Source organism: Pseudomonas sp. (assembly GCF_035512415.1).
GTDB lineage: Bacteria > Pseudomonadota > Gammaproteobacteria > Pseudomonadales > Pseudomonadaceae > Aquipseudomonas.
Map to the genome: position 1 here is coordinate 84,121 of NZ_DATKDZ010000022.1, position 17,737 is coordinate 101,857.

Annotated in this window: 14 protein-coding genes and 1 pseudogene; 10 read left to right on the forward strand and 5 right to left on the reverse strand. The window is 62.2% G+C overall.

Features of this window, described 5'->3' with window-relative positions; genetic code table 11:
• Positions 1 to 170 precede the first annotated feature (170 nt).
• The 7 genes from purB to VMP31_RS11415 all read left to right on the forward strand — a co-directional run bounded on the left by purB (position 171) and on the right by VMP31_RS11415 (position 8,943).
• Entirely contained in the window at positions 171 to 1,541 is a 1,371-nt protein-coding gene (gene purB / locus VMP31_RS11385; protein ID WP_325507144.1) for an adenylosuccinate lyase, read from the forward strand.
• Between the two features lie 77 nt (positions 1,542 to 1,618).
• Entirely contained in the window at positions 1,619 to 2,785 is a 1,167-nt protein-coding gene (locus VMP31_RS11390; RefSeq protein ID WP_325507146.1) for a cupin domain-containing protein, read from the forward strand.
• The gene (locus tag VMP31_RS11395) at positions 2,778 to 3,200 is read left to right on the forward strand and encodes a GNAT family N-acetyltransferase (RefSeq protein WP_325507148.1); all 423 of its coding nucleotides are present in this window, start codon (positions 2,778 to 2,780) and stop codon (positions 3,198 to 3,200) included. The genes VMP31_RS11390 and VMP31_RS11395 overlap by 8 nt, the downstream gene beginning before the upstream one ends.
• A gap of 8 nt (positions 3,201 to 3,208) precedes the next feature.
• Positions 3,209 to 3,850 (forward strand): histone acetyltransferase HPA2, encoded by a 642-nt coding sequence (locus VMP31_RS11400; RefSeq protein WP_325507150.1) that lies wholly within the window; start codon positions 3,209 to 3,211, stop codon positions 3,848 to 3,850.
• Positions 3,847 to 4,656 (forward strand): secretin N-terminal domain-containing protein, encoded by an 810-nt coding sequence (locus VMP31_RS11405; RefSeq protein WP_325507152.1) that lies wholly within the window; start codon positions 3,847 to 3,849, stop codon positions 4,654 to 4,656. The genes VMP31_RS11400 and VMP31_RS11405 overlap by 4 nt, the downstream gene beginning before the upstream one ends.
• 500 nt (positions 4,657 to 5,156) lie before the next feature.
• Positions 5,157 to 6,752 carry an isocitrate lyase gene (locus VMP31_RS11410; protein WP_325507154.1) on the forward strand — a complete coding sequence of 532 codons (1,596 nt, stop codon included), beginning with the start codon at positions 5,157 to 5,159 and terminating at the stop codon, positions 6,750 to 6,752.
• A 196-nt stretch (positions 6,753 to 6,948) separates the two neighbouring features.
• Entirely contained in the window at positions 6,949 to 8,943 is a 1,995-nt protein-coding gene (locus VMP31_RS11415) for a PhoX family phosphatase (protein WP_325507156.1), read from the forward strand.
• A 108-nt stretch (positions 8,944 to 9,051) separates the two neighbouring features.
• Here VMP31_RS11415 and VMP31_RS11420 read toward each other — a convergent pair whose 3' ends face one another.
• Both VMP31_RS11420 and VMP31_RS11425 read right to left on the reverse strand, forming a co-directional pair.
• A complete protein-coding gene (locus tag VMP31_RS11420; protein ID WP_325507158.1) occupies positions 9,052 to 10,734 on the reverse strand; it encodes a methyl-accepting chemotaxis protein in 1,683 nt (560 codons plus the stop codon).
• Between the two features lie 119 nt (positions 10,735 to 10,853).
• Complete coding sequence (locus VMP31_RS11425; protein ID WP_325507160.1) at positions 10,854 to 12,173, reverse strand: Na+/H+ antiporter family protein; 1,320 nt, start codon at positions 12,171 to 12,173, stop codon at positions 10,854 to 10,856.
• A gap of 474 nt (positions 12,174 to 12,647) precedes the next feature.
• Here VMP31_RS11425 and VMP31_RS23380 point away from each other — a divergent pair.
• The 3 genes and pseudogenes from VMP31_RS23380 to VMP31_RS11435 form a co-directional block, all read left to right on the forward strand.
• Positions 12,648 to 13,715: pseudogene (locus VMP31_RS23380) on the forward strand (HAMP domain-containing protein); the annotation flags it as partial.
• 102 nt (positions 13,716 to 13,817) lie between these two features.
• Complete coding sequence (locus tag VMP31_RS23385; RefSeq protein ID WP_414705452.1) at positions 13,818 to 14,573, forward strand: methyl-accepting chemotaxis protein; 756 nt, start codon at positions 13,818 to 13,820, stop codon at positions 14,571 to 14,573.
• Between the two features lie 94 nt (positions 14,574 to 14,667).
• Complete coding sequence (locus tag VMP31_RS11435) at positions 14,668 to 15,264, forward strand: NADPH-dependent FMN reductase (RefSeq protein ID WP_325507164.1); 597 nt, start codon at positions 14,668 to 14,670, stop codon at positions 15,262 to 15,264.
• Between the two features lie 179 nt (positions 15,265 to 15,443).
• On the opposite strand, the gene VMP31_RS11440 is transcribed toward VMP31_RS11435, so the two are convergent.
• From VMP31_RS11440 to VMP31_RS11450, 3 genes are read right to left on the reverse strand one after another with little or no spacing between them, the layout of a single operon-like run.
• A complete protein-coding gene (locus tag VMP31_RS11440; RefSeq protein ID WP_325507166.1) occupies positions 15,444 to 16,763 on the reverse strand; it encodes a sensor histidine kinase in 1,320 nt (439 codons plus the stop codon).
• The gene (locus VMP31_RS11445) at positions 16,760 to 17,428 is read right to left on the reverse strand and encodes a response regulator transcription factor (RefSeq protein ID WP_325507168.1); all 669 of its coding nucleotides are present in this window, start codon (positions 17,426 to 17,428) and stop codon (positions 16,760 to 16,762) included. The genes VMP31_RS11440 and VMP31_RS11445 overlap by 4 nt, the downstream gene beginning before the upstream one ends.
• Positions 17,429 to 17,737 (reverse strand): PepSY domain-containing protein, encoded by a 309-nt coding sequence (locus VMP31_RS11450; RefSeq protein WP_325507209.1) that lies wholly within the window; start codon positions 17,735 to 17,737, stop codon positions 17,429 to 17,431. It lies immediately after the preceding gene.

The window sequence follows — 17,737 nt, forward strand, 5'->3', positions numbered from 1 at the left end:
AACAGAGGCTGTCTAGTATCTCGCGAGCTAGAGTCATGCAAGGCGAAAACAGGCGAGGAAGCGGAGTGTACTTTTGTACATGAGCATTCCGAGTCTGTTTTCAACGCAGCAGGGCCGACGCGCAGCAGATACTAGATAGTCTCTTAGCCCGACTGCCCGAGAACGCCCCTATGCAGCTCTCCTCGCTCACCGCGGTTTCCCCCGTTGATGGCCGCTATGCCGGCAAAACCAGCGCCCTGCGCCCGATCTTCAGCGAATACGGCCTAATCCGTTTCCGCGTCCTGGTTGAGGTGCGCTGGCTGCAGCGTCTGGCCGCCCATGAAGGCGTTGCGGAAGTCGCGCCCTTCTCCGCCGAAGCCAACGCCGTGCTCAATGAACTGGCTGAAAACTTCGCCGTCGAGCACGCCGAGCGCGTGAAAGAAATCGAGCGCACCACCAACCACGACGTTAAAGCCGTGGAATACCTGCTCAAGGAACAAGCCGCCAAGCTGCCGGAGCTGGACAAGGTCAGCGAATTTATCCACTTCGCCTGCACCAGCGAGGACATCAACAACCTGTCCCACGCGCTGATGCTGCGTGAAGGCCGTGACACTGTGCTGCTGCCGCTGATGCGTCAGACTGCCGAAGCCATCCGCGAATTGGCGATCAAATTCGCCGACGTGCCGATGCTTTCGCGCACCCACGGTCAGCCGGCGTCGCCGACCACCCTGGGCAAGGAACTGGCCAACGTGGTCTACCGCCTGGAGCGGCAGATCGCTCAGGTCGCGTCCGTACCGCTGCTGGGCAAGATCAACGGCGCCGTGGGCAACTACAACGCCCACCTCTCCGCTTACCCGCAGATCGACTGGGAGGCCAACGCGCGTCAGTTCATCGAAGGCGACCTGGGCCTGCAGTTCAACCCCTACACCACGCAGATCGAGCCGCACGACTACATCGCCGAGCTGTTCGACGCCATCGCACGCTTCAACACCATCCTGATCGACTTCGATCGCGATATCTGGGGCTATATCTCCCTGGGCTATTTCAAGCAGCGCACCATTGCTGGCGAAATCGGTTCCTCGACCATGCCGCACAAGGTCAACCCGATCGACTTCGAGAACTCCGAAGGCAACTTAGGCATCGCCAACGCGCTGTTCCAGCATCTGGCCAGCAAGCTGCCGATCTCACGCTGGCAGCGCGACCTGACCGACTCCACCGTGCTGCGCAACCTCGGTGTCGGCTTCGCCCACAGCGTTATCGCTTACGAAGCCAGCCTCAAGGGCATCGGCAAGCTGGAGCTGAACGAAGCGCGGATCGCCGCTGATCTGGACGCCTGCTGGGAAGTCCTCGCCGAGCCGATCCAGACCGTGATGCGCCGCTACGCCATCGAGAACCCCTACGAGAAGCTCAAAGAGTTGACCCGCGGCAAGGGCATCAGCCCTGAAGCGCTGCAGACTTTTATCGACGGTCTGGATATGCCAGCCGCCGCCAAGGCCGAGCTCAAGCTGCTGACCCCGGCCAGCTACATCGGCAACGCAGTGGCCCAGGCCAAGCGCATCTAAACGGCAGTAGCCCTCTGACGCCCGGCTATGCCGGGCGTTTTCTTTTCCAGGCTTTTATTTATTTCAAGGGCTTAGCAATGAATCCTGATACTCCGCTGCAACTGCTGGGCGGCATTACTGCCCGCGAGTTCATGCGTGACTACTGGCAGAAGAAACCCCTGCTGGTACGCCAGGCCATCCCTGGCTTCGAAAGCCCGATTTCCCCGGACGAGCTGGCCGGCCTGGCGCTGGAAGAAGAAATCGAGTCGCGCCTGGTCATCGAGCACGGCGAACGCCCATGGGAACTGCGCCGTGGCCCCTTCGCCGAAGACGCCTTTGCCGAACTGCCCGAGCGTGACTGGACTCTGCTGGTGCAGGCCGTCGACCAGTTCGTCCCGGAAGTGGCCGAGCTGCTCGAGCAGTTCAAGTTTCTGCCCAAGTGGCGCATCGACGACGTGATGATCAGCTTCGCCGCACCTGGCGGCGGCGTTGGCCCGCATTTCGACAACTACGACGTGTTCCTCCTGCAGGGCCACGGCAAGCGCCTCTGGCAAGTCGGCCAGATGTGCAACTCGGACAGCCCGCTGCTGCCCCACGCGGATCTGAGGATCCTCGCCGAATTCGTTAAAACTGAAGAATGGGTCCTGGAGCCCGGCGACATGCTCTATCTGCCGCCGCTTCTGGCCCACTGTGGTACCGCTGAGGATGACTGTATGACATATTCCGTAGGCTTCCGCGCGCCGAGCGCCGCCGAAGTTCTGACCCATTTCACCGATTTTCTCGGCCAGTTCCTCCCCGATGAGGAACGCTACAGCGACGCCGACGCACAGCCGACCGACGACCCCACACAGATCCAGCGCGACGCCCTGGACCGCCTCAAGGCCCTGCTCACCGAGCATATGAGCGACGAGCGCCTGCTGATGACCTGGTTCGGCCAGTTTATGACCGAGCCCAAGTATCCGGAGCTGATTGCCGGCATCGAAATCGACGAAGAAACCTTCCTCGCCGGCCTGGAAGATGGCGCAGTGCTGGTGCGCAACCCCAGCGCGCGTATGGCCTGGTCGGAAGTCGGCGAAGATCTGGTGCTGTTCGCCAGCGGCCAGAGCCGCCTGCTCTCGGCCAGCCTGCGAGAGCTGCTGAAACTGGTGTGCTCGGCCGATGCCCTGCATATCGACAATCTCGGCGCGTGGCTTGCCGATGACGAAGGGCGTAATCTGTTGGTGGAACTGGTCAAACAAGGCAGCCTGGAGTTTGCTGATGAGTGAGATTCACGTCCGCCTGGCCGACTGGCAGAAGGACAATGCCGATCTGCGGCGCATTCGCGAAACCGTGTTTATCGCTGAACAAGCGGTACCACCGGAACTCGAATGGGACGCCGAAGACGCCGATGCCGTGCATTTTCTCGCCTACGAGGGCGACTACCCAATCGGCACCGCGCGCCTGCTGCCCGACGGCCATATCGGTCGGGTCTCGGTGCTCAAGGACTGGCGTGGCCTGAATGTCGGAGCCGCACTGATCAATGCGGTGGTCGCAGAAGCGGAAAAACGCGGGCTCGAGCAGCAAATGCTCAGCGCCCAGGTGCAGGCCACCGCCTTCTATGAAAAGCTCGGCTTCGCCATTGTCAGTGGCGAGTACCTGGACGCCGGCATCCCCCACGTGGATATGGTGCGACACAGCTAGAGGCCAAGATGAACGACAAAAACGCCCCGTCAGACGCAACCGAAAGCCAAGAGCCCACAGAGCTCCCCGCCATCGAGTTTCAGTCTCCGGGGCGTTTTGCCGTGCACAACCCGCCCAGCCAGCCAGGCGACAGCCCCCGCGCGGAGCCTGCGCCCTTTATCCTCGGCCAGCATCCGGATCTGGAACGTTTCAGCCAGCCCGAGCAGGCACGCGCTCACGCCCTCGCCCTGCTCCAGCAAGCCCAGCGCAGCCTGTGCATCTACAGCCATGACCTGGAGCCCTGGCTCTATCACCACAGCAGCGTGCAGGAGGCCTGCACCCGGTTTCTTCTGGCCAGCCCGCGCAACCAGCTGCGCATCCTGCTCAGGGACACCAGCCGCGCGACCCGCGAAGGCCATCGCCTGCTCAGCCTGTCGCGCCGCCTGTCCTCTAACCTGCAGATCCGCAAGCTCAACCCGGACCACCCCAGCGAGGAGCTTGGGTTTCTGCTGGCCGATGACTGCGGTTTGCTGCTGCTCCCGGAAATCAGCCAGTTCAGTGGCTACGCCCTGTACCAGGACCCCGGCCGGGTCCGCCTGCGCCGCACCCAGTTCGACCAAGCCTGGGATATCAGCACCACCGATGCCGACTTACGGAGTTTTCTGCTATGACGCTGCGTACCCTGCTTGCCGCAACCCTGCTGAGCTGCAGCCTGTCGCTCAGCGCCGCCACCGAAGTGATTCCGCTGAATTTCCGCACGGCAGATGAAGTGCTCAGCGTGGTGCAATCGGTGCTCGGTCATGAGGGCAAGGTCAACGCCTATGGCAACCAGTTGATCGTCAATGCCGCGCCGGCGAAGATCGAGGAAGTTCGCAACCTGTTGCTGCAACTGGACACCCAACCGCGCCGTCTGCTGATCAGCGTCGACAGCAGCGAATCCAGCCAGCAGAACGACCAGGGCTACCGCGTGGATGGCAGCATCAGCGCCGGCGATGCTCAGGCGCAGATCGGCCGGGGCGAGATTCAGGGCCGTGATCAGGTGCGCATCATCCGCCGCAGCACCGACAGCCGGGGCGGCGGCACCCAACAGGTGCAGGCCACCGAAGGCTACCCGGCGCTGATCCAGGTCGGCCAGAGCGTGCCCCTGACCAGCTACGGTCACGACGCCTACGGCCAGCCCTACCACAACACCCAATACCGCGATGTAACCCGCGGCTTCTATGTCAGCGCCAGCCTTAGCGGCGAGCGGGTACATATCAGCATCAGCAGTAACCGCGACCGCTTGAGCCAGTCCCAGCCGGGTGCCATCGACGTGCAAAGCACCGACACCCGGGTCAGCGGCCGCCTTGGCGAATGGATCAGCATCGGCGGCGTCAGCGAACAGAGCCAGGTCGATCGCGACGGTTTTCTGCAACGCCGCTCGACCCAGGGTCGCGAGGACATGAGCCTGCGGGTGATGGTTGAAGTCGTCGACTGAAGCAGCTGCAGCCTGACTTGCCAGTCGCTATAGGACTTATGTAGTAGTACGTAAAAAGCACTACAAAATAATTGACGAACACTTTTGGCGGAGGCATGATGGCCCCGCTCCCGCTAATCAGAGGTACCGAAAGGACCTCCGAATCGCGCTCCAACTTACCGTCCGAGCCGATTTGCGTTGTAAAGCCCACAAGGCGGTTCGATGAGATTGCGACTGGAACGAAGTTGTCCTGAGGGACGGGGAAGCGTTTGAATCAGCCAGCATGAGTCGCAGCATCTGAGTCGCCCGCCGGCATCCTTGATCCGGTAAGCGCCAAATGACCCAGTCATTTGCAGTAGCTGACCATCAGCAGACTGTTTAGCTCGTCACCCTCCTCCCGGATCAATTCCGTCTTAGTCGACCTCTCGACGTTCTGCAGTGCGCCACAACACCCTCCGGCTACACAGGTGTTCAGTGGGGAAGTCGGTGCTCAACCAAACACATACTTTGAAGGATTGACCATGTCAGCTTATCAAAACGACATCAAAGCCGTTGCCGCCCTTAAAGCCGCCGCAGGCAGCAGCTGGAGCGCTATTGACCCTGAGTCCGTGGCCCGCATGCGCGCCCAGAACCGCTTCAAAACCGGTCTGGAAATCGCTCAGTACACTGCCGATATCATGCGCAAAGACATGGCTGAGTACGATGCTGACTCCTCCGTCTACACCCAGTCCCTGGGCTGCTGGCATGGTTTCATCGGTCAGCAGAAGCTGATTTCGATCAAGAAGCACCTGAAGACCACCAACAAGCGCTACCTCTACCTGTCGGGCTGGATGGTTGCTGCTCTGCGTTCGGACTTCGGTCCGCTGCCGGATCAGTCCATGCACGAGAAAACTTCGGTTTCCGGCCTGATCGAAGAGCTGTACACCTTCCTGCGCCAGGCTGATGCCCGTGAGCTGGACCTGCTGTTCACCGCTATGGACGCTGCTCGCGCTGCTGGCGACAACGCCAAAGCGGCTGACCTGCAGGAGCAGATCGACAACTACGAAACCCACGTAGTGCCAATCATCGCCGACATCGACGCTGGTTTCGGTAACCCGGAAGCCACCTACCTGCTGGCCAAGAAGATGATCGAAGCGGGTGCTTGCTGCATCCAGATCGAAAACCAGGTTTCCGACGAGAAGCAGTGCGGCCACCAGGACGGTAAAGTGACCGTTCCTCACGCCGACTTCCTGGCCAAGATCAACGCTGTTCGCTACGCATTCCTCGAGCTGGGCATCGACAACGGCGTGATCGTTGCGCGTACCGACTCCCTGGGTGCTGGCCTGACCAAGCAGATCGCTGTTACCAACGAGCCGGGCGACCTGGGCGACCAGTACAACTCCTTCCTGGATTGCGAAGAAGTCTCCCCTGCCGACCTGAAGAACGGCGACGTGGTTCTGAACCGCGAAGGCAAGCTGCTGCGTCCTAAGCGTCTGCCGTCCAACCTGTTCCAGTTCCGTGCTGGCACCGGTGAGGCGCGCTGCGTACTGGACAGCATCACTTCGCTGCAGAACGGCGCTGACATGCTGTGGATCGAAACCGAGAAGCCACACGTCGGCCAGATCGCAGAAATGGTTAACGAAATCCGTAAAACCATCCCGAACGCCAAGCTGGTTTACAACAACAGCCCATCGTTCAACTGGACCCTGAACTTCCGCCAGCAGGTATTCGATACCTTTGTTGCTGAAGGCAAGGACGTTTCCGCCTACGACCGCACCAAGCTGATGAGCGTCGACTACGACGAAACCGAGCTGGCTCAGGTTGCTGACGAGAAGATCCGTACCTTCCAGCGTGATGGTTCCGCTCAGGCTGGTATCTTCCACCACCTGATCACTCTGCCGACCTACCACACCGCCGCGCTGTCCACCGACAACCTGGCCAAAGGTTACTTCGCAGAGCAAGGCATGCTGGCCTACGTGAAAGGCGTTCAGCGTCAGGAGATCCGTCAAGGCATCGCCTGCGTTAAGCACCAGAACATGTCCGGTTCCGACATCGGCGACGCTCACAAAGAGTACTTCGCTGGTGAAGCGGCCCTGAAAGCCGGCGGCAAAGACAACACCATGAACCAGTTCAGCTAAGAACCGGCTCACTCAACCGAGACCACGATCAAGGTTGAGGGTGTTTAAAGAAGAACCCCGGCAGAAATGCTGGGGTTTTTTTTTGCGTTGTATTTTAGTCGCTGGTTTTGTGCGCCGCGACACAGGGCCTGTCATGGTTTCGTCGCAATCCTTGGTTAGCGTCAAGGACCCGTCGATTAACCTGAAGGAGCCTTGCATGAGCCCCCATGATGACCAGAGCACCACGCTGTTCGGCAACGGTGATGAACTCCCCAGCAACCATTCCGGCAACCCCCATATCAACCAGCTAATCAACCCGAGTCTGGCGCGCCGCCAGGTCGTTGCTGGCGGGGCCGCCATTGGTGCCATGGCATTTCTCGGCATTGGCCTGTCGACTAGCGCCGAAGCCGCCGAGCCACTGGATGCATTGCAAGAACGCCTCAAGGGCCAGCCGTTCAAGCGTAATCGTCTGCCCTTCGCGCCCGTGGCGGTAACCCGCGCCGACACCATTACGGTGCCCGCAGGCTTCAAGGCCAAGCCCTTTATCCCTTGGGGCACACCGCTCACCGGCAGCTACCCGGCATTCGCCGAGGACGCCAGCAACAGCGCCCAGGATCAGGCCGAGCAGCTCGGCATGCACCACGACGGCATGCACTTCTTCCCCATCGATACCCAGTCGGGCAAAGGCACGCGCTCCGATCATGGCTTGCTGGTTCTCAATCACGAGTACATCGATGCACAACTGCTGCATCCCAACGGCCCTACTACGGTCGCCGGCAAACGCACCATTGCCGACGAAGTGCGTAAGGAGATCAACGCCCACGGCGTGTCCGTGGTGGAGATCCGTCGCAACAAACGCGGCGATTGGGCCGTTGTGCCGAGCGCGCGTAACCGCCGCATCACCGCGGCCACGCCAATGACCATCGCCGGCCCAGCCCGCGGCAACGCGCTGATGAAAACCCGCCACAGCAAGAGCGGCACCTGGGCGCGCGGCACCCAGAACAACTGCGCAAATGGCCATACGCCCTGGGGTACATACCTTACCTGCGAGGAAAACTGGGCCGGCTATTTTGCCAGCCAAGACAGCGAGCAACCGCGCGAACACAGCCGCTACGGTATCCGCAAAACCAGCCGCTACGGTTGGGAAACCCTGGCAGGTGATGAGTTCCAGCGCTTCGACGCCAGCCAACGCGGCAGCGATGCCAGCGAAGACTATCGCAACGAGCCGAACCAATTCGGCTGGATTGTCGAGATCGACCCCTTCGACCCGCAATCGGTGCCTGTCAAACGTACCGCCCTGGGCCGCTTCGCCCATGAGGGCCTGGTGTTCGCCCCGGTCAAGCCCGGCAAACGCCTGGTCTGCTATTCCGGCGACGATGCGCAGAACGAGTACATCTACAAATACGTCAGCCGCGACAAGTACCAGCGCGGCAAAGCAAAAAACTACCTATTGGACAAGGGCACCCTCTACGTCGCGCGCTTCGATGCCGACGGCACTGGCACCTGGCTGGCATTGGACTTCGCCGACCCGGCCTTCCAGGCTGCCTGCGCCGCCGCAGGGGTAAGCTTTGCCGATCAGGGCGAGGTGCTGATCAACACCCGTCTGGCCGCCGATATCGTCGGCGCGACCAAGATGGACCGTCCGGAATGGGGTGCGGTCAACCCGGATACCGGCGACGTCTACTTCACCCTGACCAACAACAGCAGCCGCACCACCAGCGACGCTGCCAACCCACGCAGCCCGAACCCTTACGGGCACATCATTCGTTGGCGCGAAGCCAGCAAGGATTTCGCCGGCAACCGTTTTGCCTGGGATATCTTCCTGCTCGGCGGCACCCAGGACGACAGCCGCGACCCGCGCGGCCGAGCCCTGAACGACAGCAACATTTTCGCCAGCCCGGATGGTCTGTGGTTCGATGATGAGGGGCGGTTGTGGATTCAAACCGACATGAGCGGCGGCCAGCTCGGCAGCGGCCCGTTCGGCAACAACCAGATGCTCGTGGCCGACCCGAAAACCGGCGAGGTCAAGCGCTTCCTGGTCGGGCCAGTTGGCTGCGAAGTCACTGGCATCAGCCAGACACCGGACTTCAAGACGCTGTTCGTCAATATCCAGCACCCGGACGATGGCAGCACTTGGCCCGATGGCCCGGGCAAACGACCACGCTCGGCCACGGTGATCATCACCCGCGAAGATGGTCGGCGGCTGCTCTAGGAGCCTGTTGAACGAGTAACCAGCGGGTCATGGCCCTTCGGGGCCATGACCCGCTTTTTGCTTGCACCGGCAGGGCCGCGATCTAATCCGCACACCGGCAGCCCTTCACTAGATACGGAACTGGCGCACCAGCGCGCCCAGGCGGTCGCCTAGGGCATTGAGATTGCGCGCGGTTTGCGCGCCCTGCTGGGTTTCGTCGGCCACGCTGTCCACCGCCACGGCGATCTTGTGCACGCTGCGATTGATTTCCTCGGCCACCGCGGTCTGTTCCTCGGCGGCGCTGGCAATCTGCGCGTTCATTGCATTGATGGTGGCAATCAGCTGGGCAATGGCGTCCAGCGACTGGCCAGCCTTGTTGGCCTGTTCGCTGGTCACATCGCCGGCATCGCTGGAGCGGCGCATCGAGGTCACCGCATCCTCAGTACCCTTCTGCAGGCGGTCGATCATGCCCTGAATTTCCTGGGTGCTCTGCTGGGTCCGGCTGGCCAGCGCGCGCACCTCGTCGGCAACCACCGCAAAACCGCGCCCCGCTTCACCGGCCCGGGCCGCCTCGATGGCGGCATTGAGCGCCAGCAGGTTGGTCTGCTCGGCAATCGAGCGAATCACGTCGAGCACACTGACAATCGAAGCGACATCCTTCTGCAGGTTGTCGAGGGACACCCCGCTGCCGCGGATATCGTCCACCAGGGTGTGGATGCGCGCGATGCTGCCATCGACCACCAGTTTTGCCGCCTGGCCTTCGGTGTCAGTCTTCTGCGCCGCCTCCGCCGCACCCTGGGCACTTTGCGCGACCTCGTGGGCCGCAGCCGACATTTCATTGATGGCGGTGGCCACCTGATCGGTCTCATGGCGCTGACGCTCCATGGCCTCTTCCGAGCGCTGCGCCTGGGCCGAGACCTGGCCGACCAGCTCGGTCAACTGCTCAGTCATATCGACGATCTGCCGCACTAGGCCGTGAATCTTCTCGACAAAGCGGTTGAAGGAGCCCGCCAGCTGGCCCAACTCGTCATCGCCATTGATCGGCAGACGGCGGGTTAGATCGCCCTCGCCCGCGGCGATATCGTCGAGGTTGTTCTTGATCTGCTGCAGCGGGCGCAGGAAGGTGTTGCTCAGCACCACCCCGGCTATGCCGAACACCACCAGCAGCACCGCGGCAATCACCAGGATGCTGGTGATCAGGGTGCCGATGCGCTGGTCGATCTCGACCTGCACCTTGGCAATTTGCGCCTCGACGCCATCCAGGTTGATCGCCGTGCCCAGGGCCATGTCCCATTTCGGCAGGTAGTAGCTGTAGGCCATTTTCGGCACCAGGACCGAATCATCGGTCGGCAGTGGCGAACTGTAATTGACGTAGTAGGTGTTGTTCTTGGCGACGTTCACCAGCTCACGGTTGATATATACGCCATTGGGGTCGCGGCGATCGGTCAGGCTCTTGCCGACATCCACCGGGCTGTCGCCGCGGAACAGGCGCACTACATTGGAGTCATGGCCGAAGAAATAGCCATCCTTGCCGTACTTGATCTTCGACAACACGGCGATGGCCTGTTCGCGGCTGGCCATATCGCCTTGCGCGGCACCGTCATACAGCGTCTGCACCGAACCCAGGGCAATCTGCACATAGTGCTGCAACTCGCTGCGGCTTTCCTCCAGCAGGCGCTCGCGGGTTTCCTCGACCTCCTGGGCGGCCAGGTTCTGCAGAACCTTGGCTGCCGCGCCACTGAGCACCAGGGCAAACAGCACCACGGGAACCAGGGCAAGCAGTACCACTTTCATCTTCAATGTCAGGCGCATCGGACTGATCCTTGCTTAGCGGTAAGGCCAAATAAAAACGGGGCTACCGATTTATCGGTAGCCCCGCTGAAAGGTTGAGTCGTCTGCCACCATCACGCAGCGGACAAACCATGCCCCGGTTAAATCACCATAGCTGCTGCCCATCCGAATACCAGCAGCGGCAGGTTGTAGTGCAGGAAGGTCGGCACCACGCTGTCCCAGATATGGTTGTGCTGACCATCGACATTCAGCCCCGAGGTAGGCCCCAGGGTGGAGTCGGAAGCGGGCGAGCCGGCATCGCCCAGCGCCCCTGCAGTGCCGACGATGCACAGGATGGCCAGCGGGCTGAAGCCCAGCGTCAGCCCCAGAGGCACGAAGATCGCCGCGATAATCGGCACCGTGGAGAAAGACGAACCGATACCCATGGTCACCAGCAGGCCAACCAGCAGCATCAGCAGTGCGCCCAGGGCCTTGTTGTGGCCAATCAGCTCGGCCGAACTGTCGACCAGGGTCTGCACCTGACCCGTGGCTTTCATCACCTCGGCAAAACCGGCGGCGGCGATCATGATAAAGCCGATCATCGCCATCATCTTCATGCCTTCGGTAAACAGGCCGTCGGCCTCTTTCCAGCGCACTACGCCGGACACCGAGAACACCACGAAACCCACCAGGGCACCGATGATCATCGAGTCCAGCCACAGCTGCACGACAAAGGCGGCGACTATGGCCACGCCCGCCGCCAGTAGGCTCCAGGGGTTGTAGCTCACCTCGACACGCTCGACCTGCTCGATCTTCTGCAAGTCATACACACGTTTTTTCCGGTAGCTGAACAGCACCGCCACCAGCAACCCACAAAGCATACCCAGAGCCGGAATCGCCATGGCCCGGGTAACGCTCAGCCCCGTGGTGTCGACACCGGCCTTGGCCACATTGGCTAATAGGATTTCGTTGAGGAAGATCCCGCCAAAGCCCACCGGCAGAAACATATAGGGGGTGATCAGACCGAAGGTCAGCACGCAGGCAATCAGCCGTCGATCCAGCTGCAGCTTGCTCAGCACATAGAGCAATGGCGGCACCAGCAACGGAATAAAGGCGATATGGATCGGCAGAACGTTCTGCGACGAAATGGCCACCGCCAGCAGCAGCAGAATCAACAACCACTTGAGCAGGCCCGCACCCTGCCCCTCCTGCCGGCCCACCATGGCCAGCGCCTTGTCCGCCAGGGCATGGGCCAGGCCGGACTTGGCAATTGCCACAGCAAAAGCCCCGAGCAAGGCGTAGGACAGCGCCACGGTGGCCCCGCCCCCCAGGCCCTTGTTGAAGGCCGCCAACGCACCATCAACTCCCAGGCCGCCGAGCAGGCCACCGGCCAGCGCGCCGACGATCAGGGCCACCACAACGTGCACACGGCACAAGCTGAGGATCAGCATGATCCCCACTGCCGCAACGACTGCGTTCATCTGTTTACTCCCGCAATTAGGTAGGTCCGCGAGGGCCGATGCCCTCTATGAATGCAGCGCCTGTTCGGCGAAGGGCGCGTACTCTGCCCAATGCTGACTAAACTGTCAAAACAGCTGTAAATTATTTTACACGCCACGATCAGAATTTCGTTTAACCTCGGCTGCACTGGCCTGCACCTTGCCGGCTCAGCACCTCAAGAAATCCGTACCCGCGCCGATAGGCGCTTCAGTCTCGCCAATAAAAAGGTCCTGAAAATGCTGTTCAGCCGCCTCTCCATCCAGCTCAAAATCACCCTGCTCGCCGGCCTCTGCCTACTGACCATCGTGGCCGTCCTGGTCGGTGCCTCCGTGGTCCAGGCCTCACGCAGCGCCGAGCTGGTAAAAGAGGCCAGCAGCAGCATGCTCGAGGAGTCGGCACAATTGCGCATGGAAGCCCGCGGTCAGGCCCAAGCGCTGCAGATCCAGCGCTACTTTATGGATGCCTATCAATACGGCAGAGGGGCCGCCACCCAGGTGCTGTTTATCCGCGAGCAGGCCGCAAAACGCTTTCTCGATGCCTTCGACCTGCGTGAAGACCTCACCCGTCAGGTGCGCAGTGCCTTGCAAGCCAACCGCAGCCTGCTCGGCATCTATGTCGCCTTCGAAGCCAATGCCCTGGATGGCAAGGACGAGCTGTTTACCGACCAGGAGAACCTGAGCAGCAACGACCAGGGCCGCTTCGCCCTGTACTGGTCGCAGGACGCCAGTGGCGAGCTGAGTGCCGAAACCATGACCGAGGCAATGCTGAGCGACAGCACCCCGGGCATCAGCGGCGCGCCCTATAACGCCTGGTACAGCTGCCCGCTGCAGAGCAAAGAGGTGTGCCTGCTCGATCCCTATATCGACGAGGCCGACGGGGTAAAAACCCTGATGACCAGTATTGCCTTCCCTCTCGAACAGGACGGCAAGATCATCGGCGTACTGGGCGTCGACATCAGCCTGGCCAGCGTCCAGGAACTGAGCAGCAGCGCGAGCAAGGGCCTGTTCGACGGAGCCGGACACGTCAGCATCATCAGTCCCGCCGGCCTTCTTGCCGGCCATAGCCGTGACAGCAGCCTGCTCGGCGGCAAGCTGGAAAAAGCCTTTAGCGACCAGCACGGCGAAATACTGCGCCTGCTGCAGAGCAATCGACCGGAAGTGCTACACCACAATGACACCATGCAAGTGCTGCAGCCGTTGCTGCCGATTCCCACGTCCAAACCCTGGGGTGTGTTGATGGAAGTGCCCGAGCAGGTGCTGCTCGAGCCGGCCACCCGCCTGGAAGCCCAGATGGACGCCTTGGACAGTCGCAGCACCGCAGTGTCACTGGGCCTGGGTCTGGCCGCCGGGGTGGTCGGGATCCTGCTGATCTGGCTCACCGCCCTGGGCGTGACCAAGCCGATTCTAGGTGTGGCGGCCATGCTCAAGGATATCGCCAGTGGCGAGGGCGACCTGACCCGCCGCCTGGACTACGCCAAGCAGGATGAACTGGGCGAACTGGCCAGCTGGTTCAACCGCTTCCTCGACAAGCTGCAGCCGATCATCGCCGACGTAAAACTCAGCGTGCAGGACGCCCGCAGCACGGCCGACCAGTCGGCCATGATTGCCAGCCAGACCAGCAGCGGCATGCAGCAGCAGTTCCGCGAGGTCGATCAGGTGGCCACCGCCTTCCAGGAAATGAGCGCCACCGCACAGGATGTCGCGCACAACGCCGCCCAAGCCGCGGAAGCGGCGCGCACCGCCGACCAGGCCAGCCGCGAAGGCATGAGCGTGATCGGCAAGACCACCGCAACCATCGAACTGCTGGCGGGCGAAATGAACGTGGCCATGCAGGAGGTCGAAGGGCTGGCCAACAGCAGCCAGCAGATCGGCTCGGTGCTGGAGGTGATCCGCTCGATCGCCGAACAGACCAACCTGCTGGCACTCAACGCCGCCATCGAAGCGGCCCGCGCCGGGGACGCCGGCCGCGGCTTCGCGGTGGTCGCCGACGAGGTGCGCAACCTGGCCAAACGCACCCAGGACTCGGTGGAGGAAATCCGCCAGGTGATCGAGGGTCTGCAGAATGGCACCAAGGAAGTGGTCAGCACCATGCACAGCAGCCATCGCCAGGCCCAGGGCAGCGTCGAACAGGTCGAGCTGGCGGTGGTGGTGCTGCAGCGCATCAGCCAGGCGGTCAGCGTGATCACCGACATGAACCTGCAGATCGCCAGCGCCGCCGAGGAGCAGAGCTCGGTGGCCGAGGAGATCAACCGCAACGTCGCCTCGATCCGCGATGTCACCGAATCGATCTCAGGCCAAGCCGATGAGTCGGCGAAAATCAGCCAGAACCTCAACAAGCTGGCCAACCACCAGCAGAGTCTGATGGATCAGTTCCGCGTCTGAACTGTCACTAAAAGACCGCCGCTTTGGCGGCTCCTTCCTTGCGACGCAGACTGGCCGCCGGCTAGTCTGCGTTTTTCATTTATGGGGGTTCCACATGCTCAATATCGCTTTGGCTGCCGGCTCCGGCCGTAGCAACAGCCAGTCAGGCAAGGTCGCACGCTTTATTCGCCAGCGTCTGATTCAGTTGGGCCATACCGATGATGCGCAGAGCAATGTCATTGACCTGGGCCTGGCTCCACTGCCGCTCTGGCCCGCGGACGACACCGGCCCCTGGGGCCTGTACAGCAAGCAACTGGCGGCCGCCGATGCCGTGGTGATCATCTCCCCGGAGTGGAATGGCATGGCCTGCCCGGCGATCAAGAACTTCTTTATCTACGCCAGCAAGGCCGAGCTGGCGCACAAGCCGGCGCTGCTGGTGGGGGTTTCGTCCGGCATCGGCGGTGCCTACCCGATCAGTGAGCTGCGCGCGTCCAGCTACAAGAACTGTCGCCTCTGCTACCTGCCCGAGCACCTGATCGTGCGCCGAGTCGAACAGGTGATGAACAGCGTGGAGCCGAGCAGCGAGGACGACCAGCGCCTGCACGCGCGCCTCGATTACGACCTGGATATTCTGGTCAAGTACGCCCATGCCCTGCGTCCCGTGCGCGAGGCTATCGACATGAGCCTCCCGGCATTTGCCAACGGCATGTGAGAGGGTGTTTACAAACTACTGCGCTCGGCCATGCTGCGTTGAAATCAACCTCAAAATGCTCATGTACTACTCGTACACTCCGCTTTCTCGGCTGATTTCGCCTTGCCTGGCCATCGCTCGCTACTTTTGTAAACACCCTCTGATCCGGCCCGCCCTTGAGTGCCAGCACATGCCGTGACTCAAGGGCTGCGGGCGGGCAGCTCGATCGATACCGCCAGGCCGCCCAGGGCGCTCTCGGTCAGCTGCAGTTGCCCGCCCCAGGCATCGACAATATCGCGCACGATGCCCAGGCCCAGACCATGACCGGCGACCTGCTCGTCCAGGCGACTGCCGCGGCCGAGCACCTCATCGCGCTGCGCCGGATTGATGCCAGGGCCGTCGTCCTCGATACGGATCAGATACCCCGCCGCCGCCCGCTCGATCTGCAGGCGCACCTGGCTGTCGGCCCACTTACAGGCGTTATCCAGCAGATTGCCGAGCAGCTCCAGCAGGTCCTCGCGGTCCCAGGGCAAACGCAAGCCGGCAGCGGCCTGCCAGTCCAGCTGCAGATGGTGGCCGTGGATCATGCGCAGGGTAGCGAACAGCCCGGGCAACTCCACCGCGCAGTCGAAATGCGCGCCTGGCAAGGCTTCGCCGGCCAGGCGCGCGCGCCCCAACTCGCGCGCCACCCGCTGCTCGATCTGCTGCAACTGACTGTGCAAACTGGCCTGCAGCTCCGGTAACTGCCGCAGTTCTTCCCGTGAAGCCAGGCTGACCAGCACCGCTAATGGCGTTTTCAGGGCGTGGCCGAGGTTGCCCAGCGCATTGCGCGAGCGCTTGAGCGTGGCCTCGGTATGGGTCAGCAGATGGTTGATCTGCGCCACCAGCGGCTCCAGTTCCTGCGGCACCTGCTGATCGAGCTGGCTGCGCTGGCCCTGCTGCAGCTGCATGATCTGCTGGCGAACCCGCTCCAGCGGCCGCAACGCGCGGCTGACGATCAGCCGCTGGAACAGCAGGATCAGCACCAGCGCGGCCAGGCCAAGCCCCAGGACGATGCGCTGCACGCGCCGGAAACTGTCCAGCACCGGGGTGTAATCGCGGGCTACATGAATCGTGATCTGCTGGCCAAAGCGTTGGTAATCCGCCCGGTAGATCAGCCATAGCTGGCCCTGCGGCCCTTCACCGAGGGCCTGTTGCAGGCCGGGCTCGGCCATCGGCGACAGCTCGCGATCCCACAAGGAGCGCGAGCGCCAGGTTTGCCCGGCAAAATCGATACGAAAATACAGCCCCGAATAGGGCCGCTGGAACGCCGCACTCAGGCGCTGCTCGTCCAGCTGCACACCAACCGGGCCACGCACCAGGGCGCTCAACAGGGTCTGGGTTTCATCCTGCAGGCCGTCCTGCAGATAGCTCCGCAGGCTGCGGTCAAACAGCCATAGGCTGCCCTGCGCCAGCACCAGGCCGATGGCCAGCAATACGCCGGCCAGGCCGAGACTCAGGCGGCGCTGAATAGACCTCAAGCAACTGCCCCACTGAAGCGATAACCCTGGCCGCGGCGGGTTTCTATCACCTCGCGGCCCAGCTTGCGCCGCAGGTGGTTGACGTGCACCTCGATAACGTTCGAGTCGCGCTCGCTTTCGCCGTCATACAGGTGCTCGGCCAGGTGACTCTTGGACAGTATCTGGCCGACATGCAGCATGAAATAACGCAACAGCCGAAACTCCGCGGCCGTCAGCTCGATCTTCTGGTCGCCGCGGCTGACGCACTGCTGGCGCTCGTCCAGCTGCCAGCCCGCCGCGTGCAGCTGTGGCTGGTTGGCCAGGCCATGGGCACGACGCAGCAGCGCCTGAATACGCAGGTGCAACTCTTCGGGGTGAAAGGGTTTGCTCAGATAGTCGTCGGCCCCGGCCTTGAGCCCCTCGATACGCTCAGCCCAGGAACCGCGTGCGGTGAGAATCAGCACCGGGGTGATCACGCCCCCTGCTCGCCACTCCTGCAACACCTGCAGGCCCGGTTTACCAGGCAGGCCGAGGTCGAGAATGATCAGGTCATAGGGTTCGCTCGCCCCCTGATAGGCCGCATCGCGACCATCGGCCAGCCAGTCGATTGCATAGCCCTGGCGAGTCAGGTCGGCGACTAACTCATCGGCTAGCGGTACATGGTCTTCAACCAGCAACAGGCGCATTCAGTCATCCACCTCGTCCTTGAGCACTTCAGCGGTGCCGGCATGCAGCTCCAGCTCGCGCACCACACCCTGCTGGGTCACCAGCTCCACCTCATAAACCAGCACGCCATCCTCCTCTTCCAGCTCGACTTCGAGCAGCACGGCACCGGGGTAACGCTGCATCGCCACCTGCATCAGCTGATCGAGGGGCAGAATCAACCCCTCGCGGCGCAGGCGCAGGGCCTCATCCTGGTTCAGGTCGCGGGCATTGCTTAAGGTCGGCACGACCAGCAGCGCAGCCAGCAGCGTGCGGTAAAGGGCCGCTCGGAT